Below are 15448 nucleotides of genomic sequence, written 5' to 3'. Positions count from 1 at the left end.
GTATAATGAGATTTGATGAACTGAAACTGGAAGATGATGTATTGGATGGACTTGATGCCATGAATTTTATAGAAACAACTCCCATCCAAGAACTTACAATTCCAGTTATTTTAGAAGGTCACGACCTTATCGCATGTGCACAAACAGGAACTGGGAAAACAGCCGCCTTTGTATTGCCAATTATTAACGAATTAAGCAAAAATCAACATCCTGATCACGCAGTGAATGCCATTATTATGGCACCTACCCGTGAATTGGCTCAACAAATCGATCAACAGATCGAAGGATTTACTTACTTCATCCCTGTCTCTGCTGTAGCTGTTTACGGAGGTACCGACGGGGTTACCTGGGAACAGCAAAAGCGAGGTCTTGAAATGGGTGCCGATATTGTTATAGCCACCCCCGGACGACTGTTATCTCACATTAAATTAGGCACAGTCGACTTATCCCAAGTCTCCTTTTTTGTTTTAGACGAAGCCGACCGAATGTTGGATATGGGATTTTATGACGACATCATGCAGGTATACAAACAACTGCCAGCCTCCTGTCAGGTCATCATGTTTTCAGCCACTATGCCTCCTAAGATCCGCACATTGGCAAAAACGATTCTGAAAAATCCTGAAGAGATCAAAATAGCCATTTCACGCCCGCCCGAATCGATTATGCAAACGGCCTATATCTGTTATGATATGCAGAAATTGCCGATTTTGGAAGATCTCTTCTCGCAAAGTAAACCGAAGCGGGTGATCATTTTTTCTTCCTCTAAATTAAAGGTAAAAGAGTTAGCTTCGACGCTCAAACGTATGAAGTTTAATGTTGCCGCCATGCATTCCGATCTGGAACAGGCACAACGGGAAGAGGTGATGAAAGAATTCAAAAACGGCCGGATCGATATTCTTGTTGCCACCGATGTTGTTTCGCGCGGCATAGATATTAATGATATCACATTGGTCGTTAATTTTGATATACCGCATGATCCGGAAGATTATGTCCACCGTATAGGAAGAACAGCCCGGGGAACCGACGGAGCCGGAGTGGCTATCACTTTCGTCTCTGTAGAAGAGCAAGCGCAATTTAAACGGATAGAGGACTTTCTGGAAAAAGAGGTCTATAAAATACCTATCGATACTAAATTCGGAGAAGTCCCCTTATATGAACCGGAGAAATATAGACAGTTCCGAAAAAAAGGGAGTCATTCACGAACAACAAAAAGACCTGCCGGTCAAAAAAACAATCCTTCCAACAAAAACAAGACCGGAAAACCCCAAAAGAAGGCCTGATATCAGGCCTGTTTTATTTTTACGATAAACAAGACTGCTTGCAATTCGTTCTCCTTATCCGGGAAAGAGGTTTCCAACTCCTTTCCCGTTTTAAAAAAACAATAGGAATGATTATAGATATCGATCGAATCCAGATCATTAATCATGCCTGTTTGATAAAAATCATCTCTCCAACCCTCACTTTTCTGCCAGGAAATATCGTTTTTAAAATCATAACAATAAGAATAATTTAAAGACTGATCTCCGTTCTGTTGATAATTTGCGATCCAGAAACGACTACCCAAACAGAAAGGAAACAGAGACACCATCTGCTCTTGCCAGGCATCTCGGGTGGCATCTTCCCAACGATTTTTCAGAGATAATGTGTCTTGCAATAAATACTCATCGGTCGTAGAAGGCACATAGGCATAGAGCATCCCGGAATGATCAGCAACAGCTAACCGCGGAATAGGATACACCTGAGCAAATTGTGCTCTGCCCAAATCAACAGGTGATAACGAACGCGTAGTGATTTTGTTGAATGAGGTATCGTATTCGACCACAGCCTTCTCTATACGTAGACTGCCGGTATCCGCATCAATCGATGCGTACTCCTCCATACTCCATATCCGGTCTCGGTAAAGCGCAACCGACGACATCTGATGATGCTGAAAATCACTCTTTAATTTTTTCTTCTCCAATAAAACCCCATCATACGAATAGTAAAAAATATCATCTTTATTCCCTAAAACAATCAATTCGCGTTTGGTTTGATAAACAACATAACCGGCTACCTGAATCTCTTCCGGATTCGTTATGCGGCAAATAAATTTACCTGCTTTGTCGAAACGATAAAGCACCTCGTTACTGATCAGAAACAGGTTATTCCCTTCTTTTCGTACACTCCTGACCTTTTCTATAAACTCACCCTCAGGCAGTTCCAATGGAATAGCAATAACCTCATCAGCGATATCCGATAAGACTCCCGTCATAAACGTTTTTACAACATCATTATTTACCCGCTCATAGATTGTTTTTGCACAGCCTATGGCCAGCACCACCAATAAAATTCCAAAAGTTCGCTTCATCGCTCCATCTATTCAATTAAACGCTTCTACTTTGTAGAAACGAAAGAAACAGCTATTTATTGAATATCATGAACAAGAAAAACAAAAACAATGAACAAAACGGTCTTTTTCTTGTTATAACACAGAAAAACGATGTTTTCGGATAAAAACATCTCAAAAGGCTTGATTTATATGGTTATTTTTATTAGTTTTAAGCGAAATCAAAATCTTGTATTATATGGAAAAGAATGATGTAGGCAGAAATGCAGGGCGGGTGTGGCAGATATTGGCCGAAAAAAGGAGCACCTCTATCCGTAAAATCGGAGAATTAACCCATTGGAGTGAATCCCATATTTTCATGGCGTTAGGATGGCTGGCACGGGAAAATAAAATCCGTTTCAACAATCAAAATGGCATATTGTATGTCGAATTAGTTTAACAGATGTATAACTGATAAATAGAAAAAAACGAGTCCGGTCTGCATTTCAGACCGGACTCGCTTTTTATAATGGATAATCATCAAAAGCATACAACACCGTGGAGAGATAACGTTCTCCGGTATCAGGCAATAATGTCACGATAGTCTTCCCTTTATATTCCGGTAATTTTGCCAACTGAACAGCCGCATAAGCTGCTGCTCCCGATGAAATACCGACCAAAAGTCCTTCCTTTCGAGCCAGATCACGACTGGTACGAATCGCATCATCATTACTAACCCGAATGATTTGATCGATGACTTCCGGATGATAATTCTTTGGAACAAAACCGGCTCCTATACCCTGAATCTTGTGCGGCCCCGGATTTCCTCCCGACAATACAGGAGAGTCGGCCGGTTCCACTGCTACAATACGAATAGCCGGATTATACTTTTTCAATCCCACACCTACCCCACTCACTGTTCCGCCCGTTCCTACTCCCGCCACAAAAACAGCCACTTCGCCGTTGGTCTCTTTCCAGATCTCTTCGGCCGTAGTATGCCTATGTACCATCGGATTAGCCGGATGTTCAAACTGCTGCAATATGACGGCATCCGGGATCTGCAGACGTAAAGCTTCCGCTTTGGCTATCGCCCCTTTCATCCCTTCTTCTCCGGGTGTTAATGCCAATTGTGCTCCCAATGCTTTTAACAAATTCCTGCGTTCCAGGCTCATTGTCTCGGGCATCGTAAGAATTAATGTATATCCTTTTATGGCTGAAACAAGTGCTAAACCGATCCCTGTATTTCCACTGGTCGGTTCGATTATTGTAGAACCCGGCTTCAACAAACCTTTTGATTCCGCATCTTCAATCATCGCTAAAGCGATACGATCTTTCACACTTCCTCCCGGATTAAAACACTCCAGTTTGGCCACCAAAACCGCATCCAATTTATTGGCTGCATTAAAACGGGACAACTCCAATAAAGGAGTACGGCCGATAAAATCAGTTAATTGTTTTGCATACTGTGTCATAATGATTTTTTTATATTATACCTGATTTTCAGAGGAGGTATCAAAAAAAAATCCGCTACATGGATCGTTTCTTTGTACAAATATAACGATTATAATACAACATGCTGTCGGTTTTTTTGTTCCATAAAAAACACTTTTCTGTGACACCTACCTCTGTTTTCTGTTAGAGGTACGTCTAAAACAATTTAGAGGTACGTCTAAATCCGTTTAGAGGTACGTCTAAAATTATTTAGAGGTACCTCTAACAAAAAAGTGTTTATGATGCCTCAAATAAACCGACAGCGACGTGACGATTTTTGATTTGGTTCTCTCTTGACATGTATTGCCTAAGGGAATTTTGTTGTTATTCCATTTTATAACGACTATCGATTTACATTTTTTAAAACTGACAGGCTTCCATCCTAAAGAATATTTAAATAACCGGTATGAACTTAGCTTTTTGACAAAAATTACCAGCCGTATTGATCTATTTATCACCAATTTTGTTTTTCTTTGCCGTAAAATTCAGCGAAGTGAATCTGATTATCGAGCAAGGTAATACATCGACAAAAGTTGGAATATACAATAAGGGACAGTTGGAAGTCTCGCTTACCTATAACGTATTTGACCTGAGTGTTGTCACCTCATTGCTTGAAACGTATAGTCCGACAAACGGTATACTGTCGACTGTAACCGGAATCAGTGATGATGTCATTCTGTTTTTAAAAGAGAAATTACCTGCATTCATTTTGCTGAACGAACATGTCTCTTTACCGATTACAATCGGGTATGAAACGCCGGAAACGTTAGGAAAAGACCGTCTGGCAGCGGCCGTCGGGGCGAATTACCTGCAACCCGGAAAAGACATCCTGGTGATCGATGCCGGAACAGCAATTACGTATGAAGTCATTGAGGCTTCCGGACTGTATCTGGGCGGGAACATCTCCCCGGGAATGACAACACGCTTCAGGGCACTGCATGAGTTTACAAAGAAATTACCGTTGGTAAACGAAAAAGAAGAGGTTCCATTGATCGGAGTAAACACCCGTTCGGCTATTCAAGCAGGCGTTGTACATGGAATTATTTTCGAAATGGATGGATATATCGATAAACTGAAAGCAAAATATCCCGATCTTTTGGTTTTTTTAACAGGAGGTCATTCGTTTTATTTTGAAAGACGACTAAAAAACTGCATCTTTGCAGACATTAATTTAGTGTTGATGGGATTAAACAGAATCTTAGAGTATAATGTTGAAAATTAATAAGGTAGTAATTATAAGTATTCTTATATTCACTCAGTTATCATTACATGCGCAAAATAATACCAATTCGCCATATACACGATTTGGGTATGGAGAGTTGGCAGATCGGTCGTTTGGAGCCGGAAGAGCAATGGGAGGTGTAGGAATCGGGTTACGATCTTCTAAACAAATAAATCCGATGAATCCGGCGTCTTATACCAGCATGGATTCATTAACATTTCTTTTCGATTTTGGTGCAGCCGGACAAGTTTCATGGTTTGACGATGGAGCGAACAGCCGAAAGAATGTCAATGGAAATTTTGAATATGTTGCTATGCAATTTCCGATAACCCGGTGGATGGCGATGAGTATAGGAATGTTGCCTTATTCGTATGTCGGATATAAGTTTGGCGATCAGATCACTAACGGAGATTTAAGCTATACCGAAAACTTTGTTGGTTCGGGTGGATTAAACGAAGTGTATGCTGGTTTGTCTATAGATATATGGAAGAAGCGTCTTTCAGTTGGAGCCAATGTCGGCTATTTCTTTGGAAATATTACACATGAGCAGAATGTTATTTTTCCTTCGTCGAGTGTTGCCAATAATGTATATAAGAAAGAACGTATTGAAGTAAGAGACATTAAACTGGATTTCGGTGTACAATATACACACCCGATCAGCGCCAGAGAGCGTTTCACCTTGGGTCTTATCTATTCGCCGTCCAACAAACTCAATACCACTTCTTATTCCATTGAAAGCGTAGGTTCTACCTCCAATGCGGAGAGCGACACCATAACCGGACAACGATTTGATATACCACATTCTTACGGTGCAGGTATATCCTATACAAAAGAGAATAAACTGACGTTAGCTGCAGATTTTTTATATGAAGATTGGAGTAGTGCTACATTCTTTGATAAAAAGGATAATTTTAAAAACCGTATGCGCGTAGCTGCCGGTGCCGAGTATATACCGGAGTACATGAACAGAGCCTATTTTAGTCGCGTCAGATATCGTGTTGGAGCACATTACAGCAATTCCTACCAGGAAATCACCATGAAGGAAGGAAACATGTACAACCCATACGGCTACAAAGAGTACGGAGCAAGTTTAGGATTTGGCCTCCCATTGATTGATAACCGTTCGTTACTTAATATTTCTTTTGAATATGTGAAGGTACGACCGGAATTGAAATCGATGATTGATGAGCAATATTTTCGGTTTACAGTGAACTACACATTTAATGAATTCTGGTTCTTTAAACGGAAAATTGATTGATTCGAGTTGTTAATTTTATATAGGAATAGATATGAAAATCAAAGTGTTATTAATTGCCATCGGATTCTCGATAGGAGTATTCGGGGCCTATGCGCAAAAGGGAGTAGATAATGGTACTCAATTCGGTTCTGGTGAGGACAGTGTACGTTGTATTACCAACATTAGTTTATTCGTTCCCTACGCAAAAGCAAAAAACTATGCGGATGCTTATCCGTTTTGGAAAATAGTGTATGAAGAATGTCCTGCTGCGACGAAGGACATCTATCTGTATGGTGTACAAATCGTTGGTTGGCAAATCGGTAACGAAACTGATCCTGCTAAAAAAAGTGCATTAGTGGATGATTTGATGGCTGTGTATGACAAACGTGTTAAATATTTCGGTAATGATCCGCGTTACGGAACCGACTGGATTATCTCTCGTAAAGCACAGGATTACATCCAATACATGGGTGATAAAGTAGATCCGAAAGTGTTGTATGGTTGGTTGAAACCTGTACTCGAGCAGTTCGGTGAAAAAACAGAAGCTCTAGCCGTTTCGCTTTATATGTTTTCTGCTCACCAGCAATTACTGAGTGATCCTGGTTTTAAAGAACAATATCTGGAAGATTACCTGAAAAGTTCTGCCATCTTGGATACACAGATCGCAGCAGCCCAAGCAGCTAATTCAGAACGTGATATCAAAAATCTGACTACCTACAAATCAGCTGTCGACAATGGATTCGTAAACAGTGGCGCTGCAGATTGCGAAACATTGCAGAATATGTATGCTGCAAAAATCGAAGACAACAAAACAGACATGGAATTTCTTCGTGAAACGTTAGCGTTGTTCAGAAGAGTACGTTGCCAGGAAATCGATGCTTATTTCGCAGCTTCAAGATACGTACACGTGAATGCACCTACAGCTGAATCAGCAGTTGGTTTAGGAAAACAGGCTGTTCGTGATAAAGATTATAATACAGCAATCACCTACTTTGAAGAAGCGGCTACTCTGGATACAGATCCGAATTCTATCGCTGATGATTATTACATGATTGCGTTGTTGATGTTTGAACAAAACAACTATTCAAGATCCAGACAGTATGCATTAAAAGCCATCGAAAACAATCCGAATTACGGAAGTCCTTATTTATTGATTGGAAAGATGTATGCAGCAACAGCCAAATCGGTTTATCCGAATGATGGAGTAATGGCAAGAGTGGTATACAATACAGCTATTGATAAGTTTGAAAAAGGCAGACAAGTTGATTCTACAGTTGCAGAAGAAGCGAACTCATTGATCAGCGCTTATCGTGCCCACCTCCCTTCTACCGAAGAAATTTTCATGCATCCGGATTTGGAAAAAGGGAAAACAATCACTATCGGTGGTTGGATTAACGAGCGAACCATCGTTAGATAATCACAGTATGACCAATAAACGTTTTCATTGCAAAACGACTTATACCAACATAACAACCACTATCGCAGTGGTTGTTATGTTGCTTTTATTATCTACCTCCTGCGGAAAGGATAAAACGGAAGTGGTAGAGGTGGTATTCGACCCCGAAAACACCTTTACGGTGAAAACGACAGATGTCGCATCACTTATTTCCGATTCGGGAGTGACCCGTTATCGGCTGGTAACCAAAGAATGGTTCATTTATGGAAAAGCAGAAGAACCTTACTGGTATTTTCCGGAAGGCGTCTATGTCGAGAAATTTGATACGCTCTTCCAAACCGAAGCAAGTATAAAAGCGGATACCGCTTATTACTTTGAAAAAAAGAAACTATGGAAAGCGATCAACAATGTGGAGATAGAAAATCTGAATGGAGAGTTTTTCGAGACTTCTTTATTGTATTGGGATCAGGAAAACGAAAAGATTTATTCGGATCAGTATATCAAAATCACACAAGAAGATAAAATTATTACCGGTATTGGTTTTGAATCCAATCAAAACATGTCTCAATATCGCATATTTAACTCCCAGGGTGTTTTCCCAGTAAAAGACTCTGCTCCGGCTGACAGTACTCAAACAGCAAACAATACCGAACAGGATAACCTTTGAACACATTTGTCTACATATTCATATCCCTGGCTTTCTCAGCCTTTGTCTCAGGCATAGAAATAGCCTTTGTCTCATCAAATAAACTGCGTTTTGAACTGGATAAAAAGAACAAAAGTCTCTCTTGTCAACTACTATCCATTTTCTACCGTCATCCGAATCAGTTTATTTCCACCATGCTTGTGGGCAATAATATCGCACTTGTTATCTATGGATTACAAATGGCACTTCTGTTAGAACCCTACATCGCACGGTTTATTCCTAACGAAGCTTTAATCGTATTGATTCAGTCTATTATTTCTACCCTGTTAATCCTGTTTGCCGGTGAATTTATTCCCAAAACAATTTTTCGGATCAATCCCAATTTCTCATTAAATCTGTTTGCGATCCCCCTATTCATTATTTACATTCTATTATATCCGATTTCAAAATTTGCATCATTCCTTTCACACAGCATTTTATGGGTATTGCGCGTTAAAAAAAATGAGGCGAACGAACAGGGATTAGGTAAGGTCGACCTCGATTATTTTATCCAACAAAGCCTGGAAGATGTTCCTCAACATTCGGAAATAGAAACCGAAGTAAAAATATTTCAAAACGCATTGGATTTTTCCAATGTGCGTCTGCGCGATTGTATCGTTCCCCGTACAGAGATTGTCGCTTGCGATACACAGACTTCGGTTGAAGAGTTGCGCGCAAAATTTATTGAGACAGGCCTTTCCAAAATACTTATCTATAATGAAAATATTGATGATATTGTTGGGTATATCCACTCCTCCGAACTGTTTAAACACCCTTCGGATATCATGCAGAATATAAACAGTGTCTCTATTGTCCCCGAAACGATGGCAGCGAATAAATTAATGAAACTCTTGATGCAGGATAAAAAAAGCCTTGCTGTTGTCGTCGATGAGTTCGGAGGTACCACAGGTATTGTCACACTGGAAGATCTGGTAGAAGAAATTTTCGGAGAGATAGAAGACGAGCATGACATCAAATCGCATATCGCCAAGAAAGTGGCAGAAGATGAATACCTGTTATCCGGAAGACTGGAGATAGATGCCCTGAACGAAATGTTCAACCTGGACATTCCCGATGCCGATGACTATGTGACTGTTGCCGGATTCATTTTACACCATTATCAAAAATTCCCCAAACTCAACGAGACCATTGAAATTGATAAATATACATTTAAAATTGTCAAGGTAACTGCTACTAAAATAGAACTTGTAAGGATGAAAGTGAACAGTTAGACAAAAAAAAAGGATTAATTGATGGAACAAATCCTTTTTTTTGTATCTTCGTGCCCTTAAAATGAGGAGTTATAAACTTTAAACAAATAAAAGATAAATGGCTACGCTGGAAAAAATTAGAAGCAAGGCAGGACTATTAGTGATTGTTGTGGGGGTGGCACTGTTCGCCTTTATTATCGGTGACTTTTTAAACTCAGGTTCTACTTATTTCAGACAATCTCAGGAGAAAATCGCGTCTATTGACGGAGAAGTTATTAATATTCAGGACTATCAATTGCGCATAGACGAAATGTCTGAAGTCTATAAAATGCAAAGCGGTTCAGCAAATCTGTCCGAAGAGATTACGGCACAGATTCGCCAGTCTGTCTTTGATAGTATGGTTCAAGAATTTGTATTGAACAAGGCAACAGAAGAATTAGGGTTGACTGTTGGGCCTGAAGAGTTGTTCGACATGGTGCAGGGTGAAAACATCTCTCCGATGATTCAACAGATGCAACTTTTTACAGATCCTCAGACCGGAGCATTTGATAAAACGGCGTTATTGAACTTCCTTAAAGCCATTGACGACGATAATATCTCTTCTTATCCGGCAGAGCAGCAGGCGCAATTACTGCAAGCCAGAAGTTTCTGGCTGTTCTGGGAAAAGAATATTAAACTTCAACGTCTGGAGCAAAAATATACCACACTGTTAAGTAAAGCTGTTTCTGCGAACACCTTAGAAGCCAAAGATGCGTTCAACGCCTCTACCGGAAGTAAAGATATTGTTTTTGCAATGCAAACTTACAACTCTATCCCTGATTCTACTATACAGGTGAGTAAAGGTGAAATAGAAAAAATCTACAACCAGCGTAAAGAGTTATACAAACAGAAAGAAAGTAAAGTCATCGATTATATCTCTGTAGATATCAATCCGAGCCAAGACGACTATAATAAAGTTCAAGCTGAAATTGAAGAGATCAAGAAAGAGTTGGCCTCATCAGACAGAATTGCTGAAATAGTCAATGAAAATTCGGAGGTTCCTTACATTGATGCTTTCTTTTCTGAAAATGCATTTGATGCCGAATTGAAACAGTTTGCTACATCTGCTGAGATCGGTGCGATCGAAGGTCCATTCTTTTCAAACAATAAATACAGACTGTTCAAATTGGTTGATAAAACCGTTGCTCCCGACTCCGTATTTGTCAGCCATATCATGTTGGCTGGTCTAACGGAAGCACGCACGACCGCTCTTGCCGACAGTTTAAAGAATGTTCTGAAAACAGGTGCTGACTTTGCTGAATTGGCTAGACAATTTTCAATGGATCAAGCTGCACAAGCCGGTGGTGAATTGGGTTGGTTTACAGAAGCGACTGCCTTAAGAGGTATTAACGAAGAATTCAAAAAAACAGTTTTCTCAACACCGATCAATGAAATAGCTGTTGTTAAATCATTATACGGCACACACCTGGTTAAGGTTACAGAGAAAACAGCCAATGTAACGAAGTATAAAGTGGCAGATGTCGATCTGACCGTATCACCTAGTTCTACGACTTTCAGTAACATTTATAATGATCTGAATCAGTTTATTTCGACCAATAACACCATTGCCAAAATAAATGAAAACGCTCAGGGTGCTGGATATAACGTGACCAAAGATGTGACAATTACAGCCAGTGATCAAACACTTGCAATGATATCTAACTCACGTCAGGTGATTCGTTGGGCATTCCAGAATGAAAAAGGAGCTATTTCAGATATCTTTGAAGTTGGAAACCGGTTTATCGTTGCTGCTGTTCAAGGAACTATTCCAGAAGGATATCGTTCATTAGCCAATGTGACTCCGACTATCCAGACTGAATTAATCGCTCAGAAGAAAGGAGAAAAAATAGCCAATGAATTAAAATCAAAAAATCTCAGTTCGGTCAGTGCTTATGCACAGGCGATGGGATCAGCTGTTGATTCTGCCAAGTTTGTGACATTCGAGACCCGTCGGATTACAGGTATCGGTGTAGAGCCTAAAGTCAATGCATATGTTGCTTCTTCACAAACCGGCCAGACAAGTGAGCCGATTATAGGTAATAACGGTGTATACGTAGTCCAAACATATGCCGTTAATAACGATAACAAAGAATACAACGAAACACAACAGGTTGGAGCACTGAACCAAATGAATGAATATCGTTATGGTTTCCAGGCCGTTCAATCATTAATTAACAAAGCGAAAGTTGAAGATAATCGCATTCGCTTTTATTAAAAGACAATAAAATAACAGACTTTTTATCAACTCTTAAGCTGCTGTATCTCTATGATACGGCAGCTTTTTTTATCTTTGTACTAAACATCGGAAATGAATAAGAAAAAGCATCTGTTGGGAATGACCTTAGACGAACTGAAAGCAGTAGCTATTCAGGCAGATCTTCCTGCTTATGCCGGTAAGCAATTAGCAGACTGGTTATATAAAAAAAGAGTGACCAGTATTGCTGAAATGACAAACATTGCGATAGCGAAACGAACCTGGCTGGAGGAGAATCATTTCGATGTAGGTATAACATCCCCGACTGAATCTATGCGTTCCATCGACGGAACGATCAAGTACCTGTTTCCTGTTGAAAACAACTATTTTGTAGAGTCGGTATACATACCGACACACGACAGGGCAACCTTATGTGTATCATCGCAAGTAGGATGCAAAATGAATTGTTTATTCTGCATGACGGGAAAACAAGGATTCAAAGCCAACCTCACAGCAAACGAAATACTTAATCAGATTCAGGCGTTGCCAGAAACAGACACTTTAACGAATATCGTATTCATGGGAATGGGTGAACCATTAGACAATACGGATGAATTATTTAAAGTGTTGGAAATACTGACAGCCTCCTACGGATACGGTTGGAGTCCTAAACGCATCACAGTTTCTACCATCGGAGTAAACAAGGGACTTCAACGTTTTCTGAAAGAAAGTGATTGTCACTTAGCCGTCAGTCTACATTCCCCATTTCCGGAAGAACGATTAACCTTGATGCCCGTCGAAAAAGCCTTTCCGGCTAAAGAGATTATTAACCTAATTAAACAATATGACTTTTCTCATCAGAGAAGAGTCTCTTTTGAATACATCATTTTTAAAAATCTGAACGATAGTATTCAGCATGCGGAAGCCTTGGCCGGTTTATTACAACAGATACCATGCAGAGTTAATCTGATCCGCTTTCATGCCATCCCCAATGTAGCACTGGAAAGTTCAGACTTAACAAAAATGGAAACTTTCCGCGATACATTAAATGCCAAAGGAGTCTTATGTACAATACGAACATCCCGTGGAGAAGATATATTTGCGGCCTGTGGAATGTTGTCTACTGCAAAAAACAGCGAAAACAAGTAAACCTAATTGTTCAATAAAAAGAATTACATTTGTATCATTATTAATTATTACGCAAATGAAGACTCATATTTTAATTATTACAAGTTTGCTTTTACTTCTCGGTATGATGAGTAATTGTAATTCCGGTTCAATTGTAGCTAAAGCGACCGGTATTCCTTACGAGATTGTTGTAGTCATGGAACGTCCCGACTGGAATAGTGAGGCGGGAAAAGCGGTAAAAGAAGAGTTAACCTCAAGCGTTCTGGGATTACCACGAGCAGAACCTTCCATGCGTATTACCTATGTTACGCCTAACGACTTTAACGGTATATTAACCTATGTCCGCAACATTCTTCTTGTAAACATCAATCCTACTGCGTATACAAAAGTATCTATGAACTATGAAGACAACCGATGGGTACAAGGGCAGGTTGCAGTAACAATCAATGCGCCCAACCGTGAAGAACTCTTGGCATTCATGTTAGATAATAAGCGGATCTTAGTCGACTTTTTTACAAATGTGGAAATGAACCGCGCAGTCGCATTATTCGAAAATGAATATAATATCACGGTGATGAATACTGTCAAAGAGAAATTCGGTATTATGCTGAATGTTCCGACCAATATGAATTTCTATAAAGACACGACCGATTTTTTCTGGACATCTAATAATGCTTCTACAGGCCGGATGGATGTTGTTGTCTATTCTTTTCCATATACCGATCCAAATACCTTTACCGCAGAATACCTGATTCATAAAAGAGATTCTGTCTTAAAAGCGAATATACCCGGCAGCTTTCCAGAGTCCTATATGGCTACAGAAACACATTATCTGAAACCTTCCTATACGCCGATAACCGTTCATGGGAAATACTGCGGTGTATTACGTGGATTATGGCGCATGCAGGGAGACATGATGGGAGGCCCTTTTGTCAGCCATACACGTTTGGATGAAACAAGTAACCGCATCATCGTTGCCGAAGCTTTTGTCTATGCACCGGAGACCGATAAAAGAAATTACATGAGGCGACTCGAAGCCTCCTTATATACATTACGCTTACCTGGAGAATTTGAAAAACCGATAGTAAGTACAACTGTTGAACTTGCTAAAAACGAAAAATAAGAACACATATACATGGAAGAAGGATTGATCAAAGTCGGCATCACACATGGTGACATCAATGGAATTGGTTACGAAGTGATTCTAAAAACATTTGCTGATACCCGTATAACAGAGTTGTGTACTCCCGTTATCTACGGATCATCAAAAATTGCTGCTTTCCACCGCAAAGCATTGGAATTGCCTGCTGTAAACATGAATAGTATCAAAAACGCTGCAGAGGCCGGCAACAACCGTATCAATATCATCAATTGTGTCGATGAAGAGACGAAAGTTGAATTGGCACAGTCGACAGAAGTGGCCGGCATGGCCGCTTTTAAAGCATTGGAAACAGCAATTGCCGATCTTAAACAGGGAACAATTGATCTATTAGTGACAGCACCAATCAATAAACACAACATTCAAAACGAAGCGTTTCATTTTCCTGGACATACCGAATATCTTGAAGAACACTTTGGTGGATTGGGAAGAAAAGCACTTATGATTTTGATGAATGACCAGATGCGGGTAGCACTGGTTACAGGTCATATCCCTCTTTCTAAAGTGGCATCCACAATTACTGTCGAAGATATTACCCAAAAACTGGTTTTGTTTAATCGCTCGCTCAAACAGGATTTTGGCATAATTAAACCGCGTATTGCGGTACTCTCGCTAAACCCTCACGCCGGAGATGACGGCTTACTGGGTACGGAAGAAAAAGAGATCATTATCCCGGCCATGCAAGAAGCCGAAAAGAAAGATGTGATGTCTTTTGGCCCTTATGCCGCAGATGGTTTCTTCGGTGCTGAAATGTATAGTAAGTTTGATGGTGTTCTGGCCATGTATCACGACCAGGGACTGACGCCTTTCAAAGCATTAGCCATGGAAGACGGCGTGAATTACACCGCAGGTCTTTCTGTTATCCGAACCTCCCCAGCCCATGGAACGGCTTACGATATTGCAGGCCAGAATAAAGCCTCTGAAGCCTCTTTCCGGCAGTCAATCTATACGGCACTGGATATTTATCGCAATCGCATCAGATACCGTGAAGCGACTGAAAACCCTTTACGAAAGCAATATTTCGACAAAGGCGCGGATAATGAAAAATTAGATCTGACCCAGGAAGAAGCTGATATTTAAACAAGACGAAGCTGATATTGAAATAAGAAAAAGATGTAAGGAGTAAACCATACATCTTTTTTTGTTTTCAACCCTCTACCCTTTTAATCCTTACACGTACTGACTGTCAGTTGAAAAGCTGTTTAGAATTGACATTTCCAAACAACCTCCCATTGCTTTTTTTACCACTTCGTAATGAAAAAACAGAATTGTTTCGAACACTTTTCTGTTAGAGGTACCTCTAAAATGTTTTACACCTACCTCTAAATCGATTTAGAGGTACCTCTAAATTTGTTTAGACGTACCTCTAACAGAAAACAGA

General features: G+C 40.1%; 13 protein-coding genes. 11 read left to right on the top strand and 2 right to left on the bottom strand.

Going from position 1 to position 15448, the window contains the following annotated elements; all coding sequences use genetic code 11:
* Nucleotides 1–5 precede the first annotated feature (5 nt).
* The gene (locus M2135_RS09105; RefSeq protein WP_280748180.1) at nt 6–1280 is read left to right on the top strand and encodes a DEAD/DEAH box helicase; all 1275 of its coding nucleotides are present in this window, start codon (nt 6–8) and stop codon (nt 1278–1280) included.
* A gap of 2 nt (nt 1281–1282) precedes the next feature.
* Here M2135_RS09105 and M2135_RS09100 read toward each other — a convergent pair whose 3' ends face one another.
* A complete protein-coding gene (locus tag M2135_RS09100) occupies nt 1283–2347 on the bottom strand; it encodes a 6-bladed beta-propeller (RefSeq protein WP_280748179.1) in 1065 nt (354 codons plus the stop codon).
* A 217-nt stretch (nt 2348–2564) separates the two neighbouring features.
* Here M2135_RS09100 and M2135_RS09095 point away from each other — a divergent pair, with 217 nt between their 5' ends.
* The gene (locus tag M2135_RS09095) at nt 2565–2765 is read left to right on the top strand and encodes a winged helix-turn-helix domain-containing protein (RefSeq protein WP_280748178.1); all 201 of its coding nucleotides are present in this window, start codon (nt 2565–2567) and stop codon (nt 2763–2765) included.
* Between the two features lie 64 nt (nt 2766–2829).
* On the opposite strand, the gene cysK is transcribed toward M2135_RS09095, so the two are convergent.
* Entirely contained in the window at nt 2830–3777 is a 948-nt protein-coding gene (gene cysK / locus M2135_RS09090; RefSeq protein WP_280748177.1) for a cysteine synthase A, read from the bottom strand.
* Between the two features lie 512 nt (nt 3778–4289).
* Here cysK and M2135_RS09085 point away from each other — a divergent pair.
* The 9 genes from M2135_RS09085 to pdxA all read left to right on the top strand — a co-directional run bounded on the left by M2135_RS09085 (nt 4290) and on the right by pdxA (nt 15147).
* On the top strand, nt 4290–5018 hold the full coding sequence (locus tag M2135_RS09085) for a type III pantothenate kinase (protein WP_280748176.1): 729 nt from the start codon (nt 4290–4292) through the stop codon (nt 5016–5018).
* Nucleotides 5005–6276: a hypothetical protein gene (locus M2135_RS09080; RefSeq protein WP_280748175.1), complete on the top strand. Its 1272-nt coding sequence runs from the start codon at nt 5005–5007 to the stop codon at nt 6274–6276. The genes M2135_RS09085 and M2135_RS09080 overlap by 14 nt, the downstream gene beginning before the upstream one ends.
* Before the next feature lie 31 nt (nt 6277–6307).
* The gene (locus M2135_RS09075; protein ID WP_280748174.1) at nt 6308–7672 is read left to right on the top strand and encodes a hypothetical protein; all 1365 of its coding nucleotides are present in this window, start codon (nt 6308–6310) and stop codon (nt 7670–7672) included.
* 7 nt (nt 7673–7679) lie between these two features.
* Nucleotides 7680–8318 (top strand): LPS export ABC transporter periplasmic protein LptC, encoded by a 639-nt coding sequence (gene lptC / locus M2135_RS09070; RefSeq protein ID WP_280748267.1) that lies wholly within the window; start codon nt 7680–7682, stop codon nt 8316–8318.
* Nucleotides 8315–9568 (top strand): hemolysin family protein, encoded by a 1254-nt coding sequence (locus M2135_RS09065; protein WP_280748173.1) that lies wholly within the window; start codon nt 8315–8317, stop codon nt 9566–9568. Before lptC ends, M2135_RS09065 begins: the two co-directional genes overlap by 4 nt.
* Nucleotides 9569–9665: 97 nt before the next feature.
* Nucleotides 9666–11801, top strand: coding sequence for a peptidylprolyl isomerase (locus M2135_RS09060; protein ID WP_280748172.1), 2136 nt, complete (start codon nt 9666–9668; stop codon nt 11799–11801).
* 93 nt (nt 11802–11894) lie between these two features.
* Entirely contained in the window at nt 11895–12929 is a 1035-nt protein-coding gene (rlmN, locus tag M2135_RS09055) for a 23S rRNA (adenine(2503)-C(2))-methyltransferase RlmN (RefSeq protein WP_280748171.1), read from the top strand.
* A 55-nt stretch (nt 12930–12984) separates the two neighbouring features.
* Nucleotides 12985–14031: a DUF4837 family protein gene (locus M2135_RS09050; protein ID WP_280748170.1), complete on the top strand. Its 1047-nt coding sequence runs from the start codon at nt 12985–12987 to the stop codon at nt 14029–14031.
* A gap of 12 nt (nt 14032–14043) precedes the next feature.
* On the top strand, nt 14044–15147 hold the full coding sequence (gene pdxA / locus M2135_RS09045; RefSeq protein ID WP_280748169.1) for a 4-hydroxythreonine-4-phosphate dehydrogenase PdxA: 1104 nt from the start codon (nt 14044–14046) through the stop codon (nt 15145–15147).
* Nucleotides 15148–15448: the final 301 nt, after the last annotated feature.

It is taken from the genome of Parabacteroides sp. PF5-9 (assembly GCF_029893105.1).
Classification (GTDB): Bacteria; Bacteroidota; Bacteroidia; order Bacteroidales; family Tannerellaceae; genus JARXWG01.
The sequence above is the reverse complement of the archived record's forward strand: the minus strand, read 5'-3'. Positions and strand labels throughout refer to the sequence as shown.